The sequence below is a fragment of the Sphingopyxis sp. 2PD genome (genome assembly GCF_005503695.1).
Classification (GTDB): domain Bacteria; phylum Pseudomonadota; class Alphaproteobacteria; order Sphingomonadales; family Sphingomonadaceae; genus Sphingopyxis.
Genome location: NZ_SCMU01000013.1, coordinates 35,186 through 52,273, shown reverse-complemented (window position 1 = coordinate 52,273; position 17,088 = coordinate 35,186). Strand labels below are relative to the sequence as shown.

At 66.0% G+C, this 17,088-nt stretch carries 15 protein-coding genes; 7 read left to right on the top strand and 8 right to left on the bottom strand.

From position 1 onward, the window contains the following. Positions 1 to 50: 50 nt before the first annotated feature. On the bottom strand, positions 51 to 1,022 hold the full coding sequence (locus FFS18_RS10940; protein WP_120215265.1) for a magnesium and cobalt transport protein CorA: 972 nt from the start codon (positions 1,020 to 1,022) through the stop codon (positions 51 to 53). A gap of 58 nt (positions 1,023 to 1,080) precedes the next feature. Beyond that, complete coding sequence (locus tag FFS18_RS10935; RefSeq protein ID WP_137870846.1) at positions 1,081 to 4,623, bottom strand: tetratricopeptide repeat protein; 3,543 nt, start codon at positions 4,621 to 4,623, stop codon at positions 1,081 to 1,083. A 460-nt stretch (positions 4,624 to 5,083) separates the two neighbouring features. On the opposite strand from FFS18_RS10935, the gene FFS18_RS10930 reads away from it, so the two are divergent. The 7 genes from FFS18_RS10930 (at position 5,084) to FFS18_RS10900 (ending at position 12,515) form a co-directional block, all read left to right on the top strand. Further along, positions 5,084 to 5,461 carry a BlaI/MecI/CopY family transcriptional regulator gene (locus tag FFS18_RS10930; RefSeq protein WP_120215267.1) on the top strand — a complete coding sequence of 126 codons (378 nt, stop codon included), beginning with the start codon at positions 5,084 to 5,086 and terminating at the stop codon, positions 5,459 to 5,461. Then, positions 5,458 to 7,179, top strand: coding sequence for a M56 family metallopeptidase (locus FFS18_RS10925; RefSeq protein ID WP_137870845.1), 1,722 nt, complete (start codon positions 5,458 to 5,460; stop codon positions 7,177 to 7,179). The genes FFS18_RS10930 and FFS18_RS10925 overlap by 4 nt, the downstream gene beginning before the upstream one ends. A 111-nt stretch (positions 7,180 to 7,290) precedes the next feature. Further along, positions 7,291 to 8,022 carry a hypothetical protein gene (locus FFS18_RS10920; RefSeq protein WP_120215269.1) on the top strand — a complete coding sequence of 244 codons (732 nt, stop codon included), beginning with the start codon at positions 7,291 to 7,293 and terminating at the stop codon, positions 8,020 to 8,022. Further along, positions 8,022 to 10,115, top strand: a complete 2,094-nt coding sequence (locus tag FFS18_RS10915) for a TonB-dependent receptor plug domain-containing protein (protein ID WP_120218036.1) — start codon at positions 8,022 to 8,024, stop codon at positions 10,113 to 10,115. The genes FFS18_RS10920 and FFS18_RS10915 overlap by 1 nt, the downstream gene beginning before the upstream one ends. A gap of 188 nt (positions 10,116 to 10,303) precedes the next feature. Next, entirely contained in the window at positions 10,304 to 10,678 is a 375-nt protein-coding gene (locus tag FFS18_RS10910; protein ID WP_137870844.1) for a reverse transcriptase-like protein, read from the top strand. A 94-nt stretch (positions 10,679 to 10,772) separates the two neighbouring features. Continuing rightward, entirely contained in the window at positions 10,773 to 11,249 is a 477-nt protein-coding gene (locus tag FFS18_RS10905; protein WP_120215270.1) for an SH3 domain-containing protein, read from the top strand. 225 nt (positions 11,250 to 11,474) lie between these two features. Then, complete coding sequence (locus FFS18_RS10900) at positions 11,475 to 12,515, top strand: rod shape-determining protein (RefSeq protein WP_137870843.1); 1,041 nt, start codon at positions 11,475 to 11,477, stop codon at positions 12,513 to 12,515. A 185-nt stretch (positions 12,516 to 12,700) separates the two neighbouring features. Here FFS18_RS10900 and FFS18_RS10895 read toward each other — a convergent pair whose 3' ends face one another. From FFS18_RS10895 to FFS18_RS10870, 6 genes are all read right to left on the bottom strand, one after another. Next, positions 12,701 to 13,726 carry an adenosine deaminase gene (locus FFS18_RS10895; RefSeq protein ID WP_137870842.1) on the bottom strand — a complete coding sequence of 342 codons (1,026 nt, stop codon included), beginning with the start codon at positions 13,724 to 13,726 and terminating at the stop codon, positions 12,701 to 12,703. Beyond that, complete coding sequence (locus FFS18_RS10890; RefSeq protein ID WP_120215273.1) at positions 13,719 to 14,294, bottom strand: phosphoribosyltransferase; 576 nt, start codon at positions 14,292 to 14,294, stop codon at positions 13,719 to 13,721. Before FFS18_RS10890 ends, FFS18_RS10895 begins: the two co-directional genes overlap by 8 nt. 57 nt (positions 14,295 to 14,351) lie before the next feature. Continuing rightward, on the bottom strand, positions 14,352 to 15,347 hold the full coding sequence (locus tag FFS18_RS10885; RefSeq protein WP_137870841.1) for an alpha/beta hydrolase: 996 nt from the start codon (positions 15,345 to 15,347) through the stop codon (positions 14,352 to 14,354). A 104-nt stretch (positions 15,348 to 15,451) separates the two neighbouring features. Continuing rightward, on the bottom strand, positions 15,452 to 15,985 hold the full coding sequence (locus FFS18_RS10880; protein WP_212743043.1) for an SRPBCC family protein: 534 nt from the start codon (positions 15,983 to 15,985) through the stop codon (positions 15,452 to 15,454). Positions 15,986 to 15,987: 2 nt separating this feature from the next. Continuing rightward, positions 15,988 to 16,365, bottom strand: coding sequence for an ArsR/SmtB family transcription factor (locus FFS18_RS10875; protein WP_137870839.1), 378 nt, complete (start codon positions 16,363 to 16,365; stop codon positions 15,988 to 15,990). A gap of 48 nt (positions 16,366 to 16,413) precedes the next feature. Further along, positions 16,414 to 17,088 (bottom strand): hypothetical protein, encoded by a 675-nt coding sequence (locus tag FFS18_RS10870; protein ID WP_137870838.1) that lies wholly within the window; start codon positions 17,086 to 17,088, stop codon positions 16,414 to 16,416.

Genomic DNA, 17,088 nt, shown 5'->3' with positions numbered 1-17,088 from the left:
CCGTTACCCCGCCTATCATCGAAGGCACGCCGCGCTGTCAAGCCGGGTTTCTAAAGCCAGCCGATGCTTTTGAAGCGCCAGAAGACCAGCCCCGAGCCGCCGAAAATCAGGGCCAGCGCAAAGGGGTAGCCGAAGGCCCAGTCGAGTTCGGGCATGAATTCGAAATTCATGCCGTAAATCCCTGCAATCGCGGTCGGCACCGCAAGGATCGCGGCCCAGGCGGCGAGCTGGCGGGTGATGACGCCCTGGCGTTGCTGTTCGAGCATCCCGTTGGTTTCGATCACCGACGCGGCGACATCGCGGAGGCCGGTGAGGCGGAACTCGGCACGCTGGACATGATCCCAGATGTCGCGAAAGAAGGGACGCACCGCGGGGTCGATACAGGGCAGGTCATCCTCGCCCGCGAGGCGCCCGGCGACGTCTTTCATCAATCCGGCCAGCCGCTGAAACCGGATGACTTCGTGGCGCTGGGCATAAAGCTGGCGGATTTCGGCGGCGTCGAGCGGGGTGTCCATCACGCTGTCCTCGACCAGCAGCATCCGGTCCTCGATCGCGTCGATCAGCGGGAAATAGCCGTCGACGATGAAATCGAGGATGGCATAGAGGACATAATCGGGGCCGTGCGCGAGCTTGGCGGGCAGGGTTTCGAGCCGCGCCCGCACCTCGCTGTGGGTGCGGGCGGAGCCGTGGCGGACGGTGACGATGAAGTGGCGCCCGACAAAGATCGCCGTCTCGCCCGACTGGATCGTCCCGCCGCCAAGATTGCCGGTGCTGGCGATGATGAACAGCTGGTCGCCATAGACTTCGACCTTGGGCAGCTGCTTGGCCTTGGTCGCATCCTCGACCGCGAGCGGATGGAGGCCGAAGCGTTTGGCGATGCCCTCGAGCTCGCCCGGGGTCGGCTCGTAGAGGCCAAGCCAGAAGAAATCGCCCTCGGCGCAATCGTCGGGCAGTTCCTCGTCGGGACCGATGTCGCGGACGAGCTTGCCGTCATGATAAACGCGGGCGGCCATGATCGGCATCGGCGGGTTACTCCGTTCAGTGTGGCGCCGCTATAATGGGCGCCACACCGAAGGGAAATCAATCGTCGCGGTTGGCGATGTTGGTGAAGGCCGCCCAGGCGGCGGGGTGCGCCCATTCGGCTTTCCAGCCCGCGATCGCGCTGCCGTCGGCGCGCTTGCCGCTGCGCACCGCGGCCATGCCCTGTTGCAGCGCTTGCGCGCGCGACAGCGCCGGGTTGTTGCGCCGCGCCAGCAGCGTTTCGACGGTGAGCACCGCGGTCGCATCGTCCGACACGCGCCAGTGGCTGGCGAGCAGCGCGTCGGCCCCGGCGTAGAGAAAACCGCGCGCGAGCGCCGACAGGCTGTCGCCGCCGCCCGAATTTTCCGCCGACGCGGTGTTGCACGCCGACAGGATCACCCAGTCGGCTGACAGGGTCAAGCGCGCCGCTTCGGTCGCGGTGAGCAGCCCGTCGTCGATGTCGCTGGCCGTGGGTGGCGGGGTCAGCACCAGCCCCGGCTCGCTGAAGCCGATCGACGGGTCGGGGAGCAGCCCGTGGGTGGCAATCGCGACGATTTCGCTGGTCGCGAGCGCGGGGTCCTGGCGCAGCGCCGTCTCGGTCGCCTTGCCGTCGATCGTCAGGCTGCCCGGCGCGACGCCGAACAAACGTGCCATTGCCGCCAGCTCGACCTTGGTCCCGGGCAACGGCGCGAGGCGGCGTAGTACGTCGGGGTCGGCGAGCGGCGCGCCCGATGGCGACACGGCGTCGAATACCGCGATGCCGCGCGCGGCGCGCGATCCGGTGTCGCCGCCGACCAGCACCGGGGCGCCGTAACCGCGGAAACTGTTGCGGCGGCGATCGCGCGGCGGATCGCGGGTCAAGGTCAGCGCGGCGACGGCAGGCAAGCTGGTGAAGGCGAAACGGTCGGACAGCCACGCGGCGCGCGCCAGCGTGTCGGGATCGGCGATGTCGGCGCCCGCGGGCCGCGCGGTCGCCGACAGCATCGCCAGCGGCAGGTCGCCAAGCTTGCCCGAGCTGGCGACATAGATGCGCTGGCTGTCCCTCAGCAGCGGCTCGACCGGTTCGATCAACAGTTTGTAGAGCGCGTTGGCGGTGTCGAGATCGAAGCGGCGATGGCCTTCGAGTTCGAGCGCCGACATCGGCAGCGCGTCGAGCTCGGCCTTGCGCGCCGCCGAACAGGTGGCGAAATCGACGTCGCAGCGTAGATCGGAAATCTGTTTCAGGACAACCGCGACCTCTTTGCCCGGACGGCTCCACCCGACCGATGTCGGGGTGACGACGAACAGGTGCAGCGCGTTCGCCGCTTCGGTCATGAGCAGCAGCGCTTCGCCCGGCTTCAGCGCCTGCCGCGCTTCGGCCAGGCTGATCGGGCGCGGCGCGACGAGCTGGCGATAGGATGGATATTTGCTGTCGATCAGCGCGCTCACCTTGGCCAGCTCAGCCTGTACCGTGTCGAGTTCGCCGCGCAGCCGTGCCGCCTCGACCGGTTTGCGCCCGCCGAGAGCGCGGAGGAGATTTTTGTCGATGAGGTTCGCCTTGGCGGCAAGATCCTGTTCCTGGCGTACCGCTTCGGCCATTTGCGGCGTCTTGGCGGCGCTGCGCGCTGCGGTTTGCAGCACCGCGCGGCCCGAAGCGGACGCAATCGCATCCTGCGCGGCGCGAAAGGCACGGTCCTGAATCTCCGCCTGCTGCGCGGCGTCGGGGGTGGCCTCCATCAGTCCGAACGCGGTGTTCAGATAGGTGGTGAAAATACCGCGGTCGGGGGCGGCCTGCTGCCGGTCGAGCGCCGCGAGCCCGACCGCGCCGCTGCCCGCGGCGCTTTGTTCGTTCAGGCGGCGCAGGATCGCGACCGCCTTGGCGGCCAGCGGCTCGGCCTCGGCGGCCTTGCCCTGGCGCAGCAGGGTCAGCGCCAGATTTTCATAGGCGCGTGCCGTATCGATATGCGTCTCGCCAAGGTTACGGCGCAGGATGTCGAGCGATTGGCGATAATAGGGTTCGGCGGCGCGGTCGCCGGGGCCGCTGCGGTCGCCGCGGACCAGCGCCGCGCCGACATTGTTGTAGGCGACGGCGGTCAGCGGGTGATCTTCGCCCAGCAGGCGGCGACGGATGGCGAGCGCCTTGCCGGTCATCTCGGCCTCCTCGGCATGGCGCCCGAGCCCGCCGAGCGTCGTCCCGAGACTGAGATAGGCCCAGGCGGTTTCGGGATTATCCTCACCGAACTTCGCGCGATAGACGGCGAGCGCCTCGCGCATCAGCGGTTCGGCGCGTGCCGCGTCGCCGCCGTCGCGCAAATTATAGGCAAGATTGATCTGGGTCGCGGCGTAGGAGGGATGGTCGCGGCCCGCGATGCCGCCCTGAATGTCCAGCGCGCGCCGATACATCGGTTCGGCCTCGGCATAGCGGCCCTGCCGGTTCAGGTTATGCGCAACATTGGCGTACATCGTCGCGGTGCGCTCGCTGTTGTCGCCATAGGCGCGGCGCGTGCTGTCGAGTGCCTGGCGCAGCAAGGGTTCGATGGCGGTGGGCGGCAAGCCGCGATTTTCCATGTTGAGCGCAAGGTTGTTCGTCGCCTCGGCGGTGAGCGGGTGCGCCGCGCCGAGCAGCCGGGTGCGGTTGTCCAGCGCCTTGCGATAGGCGGTTTCGGCTTCGCCAAAGCGGCCGGTCAGCCCGTAGCTATAGCCGAGCACGGTATAGCCGAGCGCCGCCTGAACGCTGTCGTCGCCCTTGGTCGCGCGCCAGATCGCGAGCGCGCGGTTCGCGGCGGTTTCGGCGTCGGCATAACGCCCGAGTTCGGTAAAGTTCACCGCGCGGTTATAGTGATGCAGCGCGACGTCGGGGCCGTTCGGGCCGGTCATCGCCTCGTCGATCGCCAGCGCCTTGTCGAGCATCGTCGCGGCTTCTTCGAACTGCCCCAGACTGCGCAACGTGACCGCCAGATTGGCGTATTGCGACGCGGTTTCGCGGTGCTGTTCGCCGTGGAGCGCCAGATTGGCGGCAAGTGCCTGACGGAACAATTTCTCCGCGCCGCGCATGTCGCCCAGCTCGACCAGCAGTCCGGCGAGATTGCCGGTCGCCGCTATCGTCGTTGCATGCTGCTGGCCAAATTGCGCGGTGCGCGCGGCGAGCAGGTCGCGGCGGAGTGGCAGCGCCTCGGCCGGGCGACCCTGTTTGGCGAGGTTGGTGGCGAGGAAGCCGGTGGCGGTGAGCGTCTGATCGTCCTGCGCCCCAAGGTATCGGCTATTGATCGCGAGGAGGCGGCGCCAATTGGCTTCGGCATCCTTCAGCTGGTTTTGTTCCTCGAGGTTGAATGCCAGCGCGCGATAACCAAGGCTGGTAATCAAATTGTCGGCGCCATAGCGTTTCGTCGCTTCGTCGATCCAGCGCCGATAGACGTCGCCCGCCTCGCCAAGCTTGCCTGCCCGTTCAAGTTCCATGCCGCGGTTGATCAGGTCGAGCATCTTTTGCTGATCGGCGTCGAGCGGCTTGGCCTCGGGGGCGGCGGCGCTGGCGGGGGCCGTGTCCTGCGTAAAGGCGGCGGGCGCGGCGGTCCACATGGGGGCGGCGAGGAGCAGCGCAAACAAGCGATGGCGTCGGTCGGTCATGGGACGGCGTATTCCCTGTCTTGTGTCAAGATAATGATAAATCTGGATATTGGCAGTGGTGGCCTTGCGCGATCACACAGGTGGAGCGTCGGGTGGGTGGCAATTGGGGTTTAAAAGGGGCGGATTTGCGGGGGTGTGACGGGGATCACTGGCAGACGGCGAGATGATGACCCGGTACATTTGGGGTGGGCGCGTGCGACGGTAATGGACGCGATTCCTCGCTGTGGCGCAGCCATGGGGAGGGGGACCGCCGCGAAGCGGGGGTGGAGAGGCAGCGGCCTTGCGTCGGGCCTCATCGGTGTCGGCCCCTCCGTCAGCCCTGCGGGCTGCCACCTCCCCATCGCTTCGCGACAGGGAGGATCGTCGGCGCCTGCCCACCTGTGTTACCTGAATAAAACCCCTTGCCAAACAGGCGCTACAAATGTAGCACGCTACAAATGTAGCGCATGAGGTGAGTCGCATGTTGTCCAGTTTGCCGCCGCGGGAACGCGAAATTGTCGATATTCTGTACGAGCGCGGCGCGTCGACCGTGACCGAGATCGGCGAGGCATTGAGCGACGAACTGTCGGGCTCGGCGATCCGCGCGATGCTGAAGCGGCTGGAGGCGAAGGGGTTTGTGGCGCGCGAAGCGTCGGACAACGGCTTTGTCTATGCGCCGAGCGTATCGGACAAGACCGCGCGCAAATCGGCGCTGAGCCAGGTGGTGCGGGTGTTTTTCAACGGATCGGCGACCAGCGCCGCCGCGGCCTTGCTGGGGATGCAGGAGGAAATGAGCGCGGATGAGCTCGACGAGCTGGAAAAGCTGATCGGGCAGGCGCGCGAAGGGAGAGCGAAATGATGATCACCGCTTCGATGTTGATCGGGCTCGCCTGGAAGTCGGTGCTGATCGCCGGGCTGACGCTGGCGTTGCTGCGGCTGGCGCGGACGCGTTCGGCGGGCGAGCGGTCGCTGGTCGCGCATGTCGGCCTGCTGGCGCTGCTGGTGCTGCCGGCCGCCTCGCTGGCGCTGCCGATATGGCAGCCGCTGCCCGCGAGCTGGGTCGCCGAGGCAGCACCCCGAGCCGTTTCGAGCAACGCGACGGGGGGATCGGCGGTCGATCCGGTGGCCGCGACGACATCCGTCCCGGTCGTGGCGGATACCGCCGGATCGCCGCCGATCAGCTGGTCGGTGGGGGCCGACCTTGCGCCCTTTCTCTACCTTGTCCCGCTCGCGCTGCTGTTTGGAGTGATGTTGCTGGCGGTGGTGCGGCTGTTCGCGATGCGCGGACGCGCCGAAATTCTGGTCGACGGGTCGTGGCTGTCGGCGCTCGCCGAGGCGCAGCGGCGGATGGGCTTCAAACATGGCACAGCGTTGCTGGTCAGCGACGAACTGCGCTCGCCGATCAGCTGGGGACTGCTGCGGTCGACGATCGTGCTGAGCCCGAAGGCGGCGCAGGCGGTCGGCGAGGCAGAGGCGATCATCGCGCACGAGCTGGCGCACATCGCGCGGCTCGACTGGGCCAAGCTGCTTGCCTCGCGCATCGCCTGCGCGATTTTCTGGTTCAATCCCCTGGTCTGGATGCTGGCGCGCGAGAGCCATCAGCTGCGCGAAGAGGCGGCCGACGACGCGGTGCTGATGGCCGACATCGACGGTCCCGACTATGCGACGCTGCTGGTCGGCGCGGCGCGGCATGACAATAAGGCGGCGCTGATGGCGGCGCATGGCGTCGCGCCGTCGAAGAGCAGCCTGAAACGCCGGATCACCCGCGTGCTCGACGCCAGTCTGAAGCGCGGGCCGGCAAGCGCGAGCTGGGTGTTGATGAGCCTGGTCGTGCTGGCCGGCGTAACCGCGCCGCTGGCCGCCTTTTCGGCGACCGCAGCCGAAGAAAAGATCGCCGCAAAGGATAACCGGACCGCGGCGCTAGCCGAACGGAAATCGGCGATCGCGTCGGCGCGCGTTGCCGGAGCAGCGAAAGGCGATGCCGAGGATCAGGCCGCCGCGACCGCATCGACCGAGAAGCTGAGCGCCGAGCAGCTGATCAACCTGCGCGCCGTCGGGGTCACCGCCGAATATGCCGCCGAGATGCGCGCCGAGGGGGCGTCGATGGATGTGGACGAGCTGATCTCGGCGCGCGCAAGCGGCGTCGATCCCGCCTATATCCGGCAGATGCGCCACATCTTTCCGAACGTGGACGTCGACGAATTGATCGGCGCCTCGGCGTTGCACATCGAACCCGCCTTTGCCCGCGACATGAAATCGCATTTCCCCGACATCGGTATCGACGATGTGATCGCGCTGCGCGCGATGGGGGTCGATTGCGACTTCGTCACCGACATGCGGAAGGCCGGGGTGCGGATGCGCAGCGCCGACGACGCGATCGAATTGCGTGCGACGTCGAAAGCCCGACCGACCGTCAGGTCGAAGTCGGCGGTGGCGCGGTCGGCAAGCGGCCCCACGGTCCGCATGAGCGCGGACGGGATGACGATGGAAGCGCGCAGCAGCGATGGCCGGGTCGCGCGGATCGAAATGGCCGAACCGTCCGCACCCCCCGAACCACCGGCGCCGCCAACCAGCTGACGCCCGGACATTCGTCCAAGCCTGAATATCGTTGATCGAAGCCTTGTTTTGAAACGCCGCTGCGGGGGCGAGCGATGACGCTCGTCCAGCGTCGGCAAGAGGAGTGCTGCCATGAAAACCCCCATGATCGCCGCAACCGCCGCGCTGATGACCGTCATCGCCTGCGCCGCGCCGAGCAATGCCGCCGACCCGCTGGTGATGACCGACATCGAATGGAAAGCGCAGCCCGGAAAAGGCCAGCCGCATTTGCGGGTGAGCCACGGGCGGTCGAGCAGCGATCTGTCGCTGGGCAGCGCGCGCGCCGCCTTGGCGCCCGCCCGCGATGCGCTGCAGGGCGCGGCGGGACCGGTGGCCTTTACGGTGGAACATGAGGCGGGAACGCTCGCCTGTACCGGCACGCTGACGCGCGCGTTTGAAGGGACGGGGCGTTGCCGCTTTACCTCTGACCCCGCGTTCGAGGCGGCGCTGGCGTCGCGCGCGCTGGTGCCCGAGCGGCGCAGCGACATGCTGTCGATGCTGATGGTCGACGCGACGATCGCGCTGGCCGATGGGCTGACCGATGCCGGAGCGAAGCCGAAAGACGCCGACGAGCTGATCGCCGCAGCAGCGCTGGAGGTCACCCCTGCCTATCTTCGCGACCTGAAATCCGAAGCATTGGTGCTGACCGACGTCGACGATGCGATCGCGTGCAAGGCGCTGGGGGTTGACGGCGCCTATGTGCGCGGGCTGGCCGCGGCGGGGTATCGCAAGCTGAGCGCCCATGATGTCGTGGGGATGAAGGCGATGGGGGTCACCGGCGAATATGCCGTGGCGATGAACCGCGCGACGCAGGGGGTCAAGTGATGCGGCTGATCAGCCTTTGCGCATTGTCCGCCGCGATCGCATCGCCGGTGCTGGCGCAGGAAACCGCGGCGACCGGCGAAGCGCCGCCGCCCGCTGCAGCAGCGACGGCGGCGACGGGCGCGGACGGCAGCGCGCGGCAGGTCTTCACCGCCGCCGATTTCGCCCGTTACGCACCGACAAACGCCTATGACATGCTGAACCAGGTTCCCGGCTTTTCGATCCGCGACAATGAAAATCTGCGCGGGCTGGGGCAGGCGACGGGCAATGTGCTGTTCAACGGCGAGCGGCCATCGAACAAGGGTGATGATATGTACACCCAGCTGTCGCGCATCCCGGCGGGAAATGTCGAACGGATCGAGATTGTCGATGGCGCGACGCTGGATATTCCCGGCCTTTCGGGGCAGGTCGCCAATATCGTCTATCGCGCCGACAGTTTTTCGGGGCAGTTTTCCTGGAAACCCGAATTTCGGGCGCATCATACCGACCCGCTGTTTACCCGCGCCGACGTGTCGGTTCGCGGGCGCAGCGGAACGGTCGAATATGAGGTTGCGCTCAGCAATGACAGCGCCCGGCGCAGCGGCGCCGGCGGGCCGACGATTATTACCGACGGCGCGGGGCAGGTCACCGAACGGCGCCATGACGTCTGGAACACCCATTTCGATGCGCCGAAGCTGTCGGGGCGGCTGACCTGGGATCCGGCGGGTGACACGGTGGTGAACATCGGCGGACATTATCAGCGCGAATATGACCGCTATGACGAGGATGGCGTCCGCGTGTCGCCGGGCCAACCCGACCGCGAGCGTATCGTCCGCCAGACCGACGATGCCTGGAATTACGAGGTCAACGGCGATTATCAGTTCGGGGTGGGGCCGGGCAGGCTGAAGCTGATCGGGCTGCGCCGCTTCAGTCACGAACCTTATGTGCAGGAGATCGTCACCACCCCCATCGGCGGCGCCGCCACGGGCGATCGCTTTGCGCAGACCGGCGACATCGGCGAAACGATCGGACGCGGCGAATATCAGTGGAAGATGCTGGGCGGCGACTGGCAATTGTCGGGCGAGGCAGCGTTCAACAAGCTCGACAATGTTGCGTCGATCGCGGTGCTCGATGCGAACGGAGTGTTTATCGAACAACCGTTTGTCGGCGGCACTGGCGGGGTGAAGGAAGATCGCTACGAAGGCTTGCTGAGCTTCGGTCGCAAGCTGACCGATACGCTCAATTTCCAGATTATCGGCGGCGCCGAACATTCGACGATCACCCAGACCGGAATGAACGGGCTGACGCGCAGCTTTTTCCGCCCCAAGGGCTCGATCTCGCTGGCATGGACGCCGTCGTCCGATTTCGACGTGTCGGCGAAACTGCGTCGCCGGGTGCTGCAACTGTCCTTCTATGATTTTCTGGCGCGCGCGTTCCTGAACGACGGCAACCAGAATGAAAGCAACAACGACCTGCGCCCGCAGCAGGACTGGACCTATGAGGCCGAGATCAACAAGAAGTTCGGCGCGTGGGGATCGACCAAGCTGATCCTGATTTATCGCGATGTCGAGGACCGCGTCGATGTCGTGCCGGTCGGTGCGAACGGTGAGGCGGTCGGCAATATCGCCAAGGCAAAGGCAGGCGCGATCGACTGGACTGCGACGATCAACCTCGACCCTGCGGGGCTGAAGGGGGTCAAGCTCGACACGCGGCTGCTGCTCCAGAAATCGTCGCTCCGCGATCCCTTTACCGGCGAAAAGCGCCAGTGGAACGGCTTCACCGATACGGTCGCCTATGTCGGTGTTCGGCACGATGTCGCGGGTACCGATTGGGCATGGGGCGCTGACGCCGAATATACGCACAACCAGCCGAGTTACCGGCGCAACCAGAGCGACAAGATCTGGGAAGGGCCGGTGTGGGCGACGGTCTTTGTCGAGCACAAGAATGTGATGGGGCTGACCGTGCGCGCGCAGGTCCGCAACATCGCCAACGCCAGGTCGAAGCGCGATCGCTCCGTTTACACGGGGGTGCGCGGTGCGAGTCCGATCGCCTTTGTCGAAGAACGCGACCGGCTGATCGGCCCGATCTTCTCCTTCTCGGCGCGCGGGACGTTTTAGGGGGGACATGATCCTCCCTGTGGCGCAGCCATGGGGAGGGGGACCGTCCGCCAAGCGGATGGTGGAGGGGCTTTGCGAGGGTAGTGCCAAAGCCCCTCCGTCAGCGCTTCGCGCTGCCACCTCCCCATCGCTGCGCGACAGGGAGGATGTGGTTCCAGCGTTCGGTCCTTCGCGCTATGCCCGGCGCGATGAAACCCCGCCGCACCAAAATCTATTTCGACGGCGGGTGCCGCCCCAATCCCGGTGCGATGGAGATTGCCGTCGTGATCGGCGGGGTCGCGGCGATCGACCGCGCGGCCGGGACAGGCAGCAGCATGGACGCCGAATGGCTGGCGCTGATCGCGGCGCTGCGGCTGGCGCAAGCGCGCGGGCTCAGCGACTTTGTCTTGCTGGGCGATGCGGCGGCGGTGGTGGCGCAGGCGAATGGCGCGGTTGCGGCGCGCCATGGCGCCGCGGCGCATCTGGCGGTATTCCGGGGCTTGGTCGGCGACGGCCCGGCCCCGCGCGTCCGTCATGTCAAGCGCAGCCAGAATCTGGCGGGCATTGCGCTGGCGCGGCGCTGACCCGCGATAGCATCCGATCGGGTTGCAAATCTGTACTAGTTCTTGCAAGGGGAAGCGTGGCTATCCCGATGCAATATAATGAAAGAACGGTGCGTTGAAGCCGACCCATCCCTTGCCCGTGCATCACAGCTGGCCGCTGTATGAACGCGAACGCTATTTCGAGCTGGGGCGGCTGCACGGCGCCGATACGCTCGACGCGGTGGCGAATAGCGGCGATATCGCGACGGTGGAGCGGTTCGGACCGGGGCTGCCGGGCTGGTGGGAATGCGACCTGGCGGCGGGCAACCGGCTGAGCTGGTCGAACGAGGTCTTTGATATTTTCGGCCTGCCGCGCGGCGCCGCGGTGACGCGCGCCGAGGCCGCCGCGCTGTACGAGGAGGGATCGCGCGCGGCGATGGAAAAATTGCGTGCCTATGCGATCAAGCATCGCCGCGGCTTTACGCTCGATGTCGAAATCCGGCCGACCGCGGCGCCGCCGCGCTGGATGCGCCTGATCGCCGCGCCGCTGTGCGCCGATGGCGCGATCGTCAAATTGCAGGGCCTGAAATTCATCGTTCCCGGCAGCGCCTAGCGCCGCGCGGCGATCGCCGACCAATGGCGGCTTTGGACGACGAAGCGTTGCTTCGCGGCGGCAAGTGGCGCGTGCGGCTCGACCGGGCCTGATAAACCAACGGTCTGCGCCAGCGGCGTTGACCTGATTTAACCATCGTCACAAGCCGAAATCCACGGGTGTTGCGGGCGTGACCGCGCGCGCGCCCGATTCTCCAATCCGCATCACCAGGGGCGTTCGGCGCATATGAAATTTTTTAATCGGTTCGGTTCGGCCGCGCATGACATGGCCATCGATCTGGGGACCGTGAATACCGTCGTCTATGTCCGCGACAAGGGCATCGTCCTCAACGAACCGTCGGTCGTCGCGCTGGAAACGCGCGACGGGGTACGGCGGGTGAAGGTCGTCGGCAACGAGGCCAAGCTGATGATGGGCAAGACGCCGAGCAACATCCAGGCGATCCGGCCGCTGCGCGATGGGGTGATCGCCGACATCGACGTCGCCGAACAGATGATCAAGCATTTCATCCAAAAGGCAAAGGGCGGCGTGGGCGTGCTGCGTCAGCGCAGCAATGTCGTGATCTGTGTGCCGTCGGGATCGACGATGGTCGAACGCCGCGCAATCCGCGACGCCGCATCGAACGCGGGCGCGGTGTCGGTGCAGCTGATCGAGGAATCGCTGGCGGCGGCGATCGGCGCCGGGCTGGACGTCACCGCGCCGCTGGGGGCAATGGTCGTCGACATCGGCGGCGGCACGACCGAGGTTGCGATCCTGTCGCTGGGGGGCATCGCGTACAGCAATTCGGTGCGCGTCGGCGGCGACAAGATGGACGACATGATCTCCTCGTACATCCGCCGCAAACATAATCTGATGATCGGCGAAATGACCGCCGAACGGGTCAAGCTGGCGGTCGGCTGTGCCGTGGCGCCCGAGGGCGAGGGCATGATCATCGCGGTGAAGGGCCGCGACCTGGTCAACGGCCGACCGGCGGAAGTGCAGGTCAGTGAGGCCGAGATCGCCGAAGCGCTCGCCGAACCGGTCGGGCAGATCGTCGCCGCGGTGCGCGCCGCGCTGGAACAGACGCCGCCCGAACTGTCCGCCGACATCATCGACGAAGGCATCACGCTGACCGGCGGCGGCGCGCTGCTGCGGCGGATGGACGTCGCGATCGCCGAAGCGACGGGATTGTCGGTCCGGGTCGCGGACAATGCGCTGATCTGCGTCGCGATGGGCGCGGGGCAGGCGTTCGAGGACCGGTCGTATCATGGGGTGCTGATTGCGGCTTGATTTTGGCTGGACGCCGATGGGCCGATAGGGGGAGGTTTCCAGGCTGCCCTCTATTCCCGTTCGTGTCGAGCGAAGTCGAGACACGCGAGGTCATGCACGATGTCAGCGCGTCTCGACTTCGCTCGACACGAACGGATTTCAAACGACAGCTTGCCCACAAACCATCGGTATCTGACCTTCTTCAGTCAGGCGTAAGCGTCGATCGCGGCGAGGTGCGCCGCCTTTGCGGCATCATCCAGAAACGACCCGGTGAAGCTGTTCCGCGCGAGGGTCAGCAGGTCGCCTCTCGACAGGTCGAGCGCGTCGGCGACGGCCTGATAGTTGGCGTTGACATAGCCGCCGAAATAGCTGGGATCGTCGCTGTTCACCGTGGCATGCAGCCCCGCGTCCAGCATGATTTTCAGCGGATGCGCGGCGATGTTGTCGACGACGCAGAGCTTCAGGTTCGACAGCGGGCAGATGGTGAGCGTGATGCCCCGGGCGGCGAGGCGCGCGACGAGGGCGGGGTCTTCGAGGCTGCGGTTGCCATGGTCGATGCGGTCGACCTTGAGCAGGTCGAGCGCTTCATACACATAGACGGGCGGACCTTCCTCGCCTGCATGCGCGACAAGCTTCAGGCCAAGGTCGCGGGCGCGGGCGAAGACGCCTTCGAACTTGGCGGGCGGGTGGCCGACCTCCGAGCTGTCGAGACCGACGCCGTCGATGCGGCCCAGATATGGCAATGCTTCGTCGAGCGTCGCCTCGGCGTCGGCTTCGCTGAGGTGGCGGAGGAAACACATGATCAGTTTCGAGGTGATGCCATAGCGCGCCTGCGCATCGTCGAGCGCGCGGGTGATGCCGGTGATGACGGTACCGAACGCGACGCCGCGCGCGGTATGGCCCTGCGGATCGAAAAAGATTTCGACGTGGCGCACCGCGTCGGCATGCGCGCGAGCGAGGTAAGCGGCGGTGAGGTCGTAGAAGTCTTGCTCGGTGTGGAGGACGCCCATCCCCTGATAATAGATGTCGAGAAAATCCTGGAGTTTCGAGAAGGCGTAGGCGGCGCGGACCTCTTCGACATTGGCGAACGGGATGGCGACCCCATTGCGCTGCGCGAGGTCGAACATCAGCTCGGGTTCGAGCGAGCCTTCGATATGCAGATGGAGCTCGGCCTTGGGCAGGCCCGCGATGAACGCAGCGCGCTCGGCAGCCGAAGCAAAACCGTCAGCCATTGGTATGCCCCTCTTCGCGCAGGATGATGGCCGCTTCGGGCTTGTGCTGGCGGATTTCGTCGATCGTCAGCCCGTCGATTTCGTGCGGAAAGATCAGCCACTGGTCGGTTTCGTGAACGAAGAAATCGGGGTGGAGGTCGGTGACGTTGCGCCCGGGTTTGAACCAGACGGTCGCGATACGAATGTCGCGCGGCATATTGTGGCGGCAGCGGGCTTTCAGCTCGGCGATGAAGGCGCGGATGCTGCGCCCGCTGTCGAACACATCGTCGATGATCAGCAGCCGGTCGTCGGGGTCGAGCGTGTCGATCAGATAGCCCAAGGCGAACACCTTCACCTCGGGATCCTGGCGGTCGATGCCGTGATAGGATGAGGTGCGGATCGCGATATGGTCGCAATGCTGGCCGTGATAATCGAGCAATTCCTGCACCGCGATGCCGACTGGCGCGCCGCCGCGCCAGATGCCGACGAGGTGGGTCGGTTTGAACCCGCTGTCGATGACCTGCATCCCCAGCCGCAGCGAATCGGCGAGGAGGTCGTTGGCGCTGATGAAGATCTTGTCGGCGGTCATGGCCGAGGGGTAATCGGGCGGGGCGGTGTCCGCAAGGCGGGTTTGCGGTAACTCCCGTCAGTCGGGTGCGGCTTGTGGTCCCAGCTCGGCGCGCAGGAAGGCGCTGATCTTGGTCCAGCTGTCGGCGCGCGCCGCGGCATTGCCGACTTCGGTGCCGCCGAGCTGTGCCCAGTTTCGGCGCGTCTTGGCGTCGGTAAAGGGCGCCCCCATCACGCCATGTCCGGCATCATTGTACCGCAGCACGATCGGCGCGGGCGCTGCATTCTTGGCGGCGCGCGCGACGATCTGGTCGGTCATCGGGCAGCTGGGCCACAGTTTTTCGGCCTCGCCGCAGATCAGCATCAGCTTGCCCTGAAATTTCTCGACCGGGATGACGGCGGCGGGATTGGCGCTCACTTCCTTGAGGCCGTTCACAAACACCGGCATCAGCCCGTCGGCGCCAGGTCGGCCCTTATAGGCGAGGTGCGGCAGCGGTTCGCCCTTCTCGCTCCAGGAGGAGCTGAACGATCCTAACAGATAGTTTTCGCCCGACATGCCGTCCCACACGACGCTCGACGGCATGCCAAGCACTGCGGCGCGAATGCCCGGATAGCGCGTCGCAACCACCAGCCCCGCCTCGGCACCTTTCGAATAGCCGACAATGCCGATCCGGTTCGGATCGACCTGCGGCTGCCTTTTGAGCCAGTCGAGCGCTTTGTAGAAGTCCTCCAGCGGGATATTCTTCAGCTTCGCCGATTTGCCGGGAGCGTTGTGATAGGCGAGTTGCAGCGTGTGATAGCCTTGCGCTTGCAGCAACAGCGCCAGCGCGTGCATGTCCTTGCCCAGCCCGCCTTCGGAGCCGCCGAGCAGCAATATGGCGGGCGAGGGACCGGACCCCTGAGCGGGGAAATAATTGGCAAGAATGCCGTTGTTCGCCACGCGCTGGCCGGTGGGCCCCGCATCGACGATCCGCGCCGGTTTCGGCGGCTGGACGATCATCCACGCCGCGCCGCCCGCGCCGACAACAACCAGCGCACCCAGCAGTCCAAGCGTGATTTTCCATTTGCGTTTCATCGTCGCCCTTCCCGTCGAACTGTATTATCCATATAGAACAGTTTCCGGATTGGCGACAAAAAAGGGGCCGCTCGCACGGCCCCATTTGTACTAGTGCATGGCGATCAGCCTGCCAGCCGCGCCGCATATACCTCGCGCAGCCGCACGAAATTGTCCCAGTGCGGGGTGGCTTGCGTGCCGCTGAGCTTTGCCTCCAGCACATCGACATGCGCGTGCCAGCCGGCGCTGACGTTGAGCAGGACGGCGGGGTCGGTCACGCGGTGGTGGGTGATCGTCAGCAGCACCTCGTCGCCCCGCGGTTCCAAGGTGAAGGTTACCCCGCCGGTGCTGCCCCAGCTGATCGCCAGCCGGTGCGGGGCGTCGCATTCGAGGACTTCGCAGGTCATGCGATGTTCGTCGCCCATGGCTTCGGGGCGGGTGCCGGGCGGATCGGTCAGCTCGTCGTTGCGCCACACCAGTTCGACCGCGGCGCCGACCTTTTCCTCCATCGCTCCCGCGGCGAGCCACTGGCGGCGGAGGTCGCTGTCGACGAGATAGGACCAGATGCGCTCGATCGGGCCGGGCAGCAGGCGTTCGAGCGTCAGCGTCGCATCCTCGCGAACGACGCCATAAGCGTCGGCGGGCGTCATTGTGGCCATCATCATTCTCCTTCTTTCCCGGGGAGGGGTGGTTTGACGGGAGGCGTCCCCGAATTGGGCGCGCGCAGTAGCGCTTCGAGCGTGTCGAGGCGGTCGGTCCAGAAACGGCGGTAGATGCCGAGCCACTGGTCGGCCGACATCAGCGGCGCCGGATCGAGGCTACAGATATGGGTGCGGCCGCGGACGTCGCGGCGGATCAGCCCCGCGCCCTCGAGCACCTTGATATGCTTCGAAGCCGCGGCGAGCGACATGGCGAAGGGCGCGGCGAGGTCGCCAACGCTGCGCTCGCCGGCGGCAAGCTCGCCGAGCATGGCGCGCCGTGTTGCGTCGCCGAGCGCGTGGAAGACCGTATCGAGAGCGAGCGAATCATGTTCAACCATGTGGTTGAATATGACCTGACCAATTTTATTGTCAACCGATTGGTTGAATTATTTGACGTCGATCCCGGCAATCCGGTTTCCGGCGTCTTCGCGGTAGGGCGTCCAGTCGGCGGGGCATGTGTTCACCGCCCTTGGCAATCCCTGCATACCCTCGGTCACCCAGCAATCGTTGAAGATCGAGCAATAGCAGGAACGGACCTTGAGCTTCCACCGTTCGCGGTTGAACTTCTGCCACACCTGTTCGGACGCCGGGCTGCGCGGAAAGCTGATGAATTCGAGCGTCTCGCCCGGGCGTACCGCCACCCCGCTGGACGGCGAGGTGGAAAAACGCAGCGCCTGCGCCGGGGTGTTGGTGCAGCACGCCCGCAGCAGTTCGAGCGGCGTGGCGATCGGCTTGCCTTCATAGCGAATTTCGATCGGGCCGAGGATCGCGGGGCCGACACCATTGTTCGTCAGCGACAGCGCAATATCCTGATTGCCGTCCGCGTCGCCGTTGCTCGTGCCAAAGGTGACGAAGGGCATCACCCCGCCGGTCTGCATCTTTTGCGTCGCATCGGCCTGGACAAAGGCAAACCAGGCGAGCGCGAGCGACGCGATCAGCGCGGGCAGGCCGATCAGGAAATGCGCGATCGTGATCAGCGGCAGATAGCGGAGCAGGCGCGATGCCGTCTCGGTCGCGGCGGCGGCGCTGGGGGCTGGATCATGGTCGGGCGTATCGGTCAT

Coding starts and splice junctions, on each gene's coding strand:
- FFS18_RS10940 (WP_120215265.1), bottom strand. CDS start 1,022: ATGCCGATCATGGCCGCCCGCGTTTATCATGACGGCAAGCTCGTCCGC.
- FFS18_RS10935 (WP_137870846.1), bottom strand. CDS start 4,623: ATGACCGACCGACGCCATCGCTTGTTTGCGCTGCTCCTCGCCGCCCCC.
- FFS18_RS10930 (WP_120215267.1), top strand. CDS start 5,084: ATGTTGTCCAGTTTGCCGCCGCGGGAACGCGAAATTGTCGATATTCTG.
- FFS18_RS10925 (WP_137870845.1), top strand. CDS start 5,458: ATGATGATCACCGCTTCGATGTTGATCGGGCTCGCCTGGAAGTCGGTG.
- FFS18_RS10920 (WP_120215269.1), top strand. CDS start 7,291: ATGAAAACCCCCATGATCGCCGCAACCGCCGCGCTGATGACCGTCATC.
- FFS18_RS10915 (WP_120218036.1), top strand. CDS start 8,022: ATGCGGCTGATCAGCCTTTGCGCATTGTCCGCCGCGATCGCATCGCCG.
- FFS18_RS10910 (WP_137870844.1), top strand. CDS start 10,304: ATGAAACCCCGCCGCACCAAAATCTATTTCGACGGCGGGTGCCGCCCC.
- FFS18_RS10900 (WP_137870843.1), top strand. CDS start 11,475: ATGAAATTTTTTAATCGGTTCGGTTCGGCCGCGCATGACATGGCCATC.
- FFS18_RS10895 (WP_137870842.1), bottom strand. CDS start 13,726: ATGGCTGACGGTTTTGCTTCGGCTGCCGAGCGCGCTGCGTTCATCGCG.
- FFS18_RS10890 (WP_120215273.1), bottom strand. CDS start 14,294: ATGACCGCCGACAAGATCTTCATCAGCGCCAACGACCTCCTCGCCGAT.
- FFS18_RS10885 (WP_137870841.1), bottom strand. CDS start 15,347: ATGAAACGCAAATGGAAAATCACGCTTGGACTGCTGGGTGCGCTGGTT.
- FFS18_RS10880 (WP_212743043.1), bottom strand. CDS start 15,985: ATGGCCACAATGACGCCCGCCGACGCTTATGGCGTCGTTCGCGAGGAT.
- FFS18_RS10875 (WP_137870839.1), bottom strand. CDS start 16,365: ATGGTTGAACATGATTCGCTCGCTCTCGATACGGTCTTCCACGCGCTC.
- FFS18_RS10870 (WP_137870838.1), bottom strand. CDS start 17,088: ATGACCGATACGCCCGACCATGATCCAGCCCCCAGCGCCGCCGCCGCG.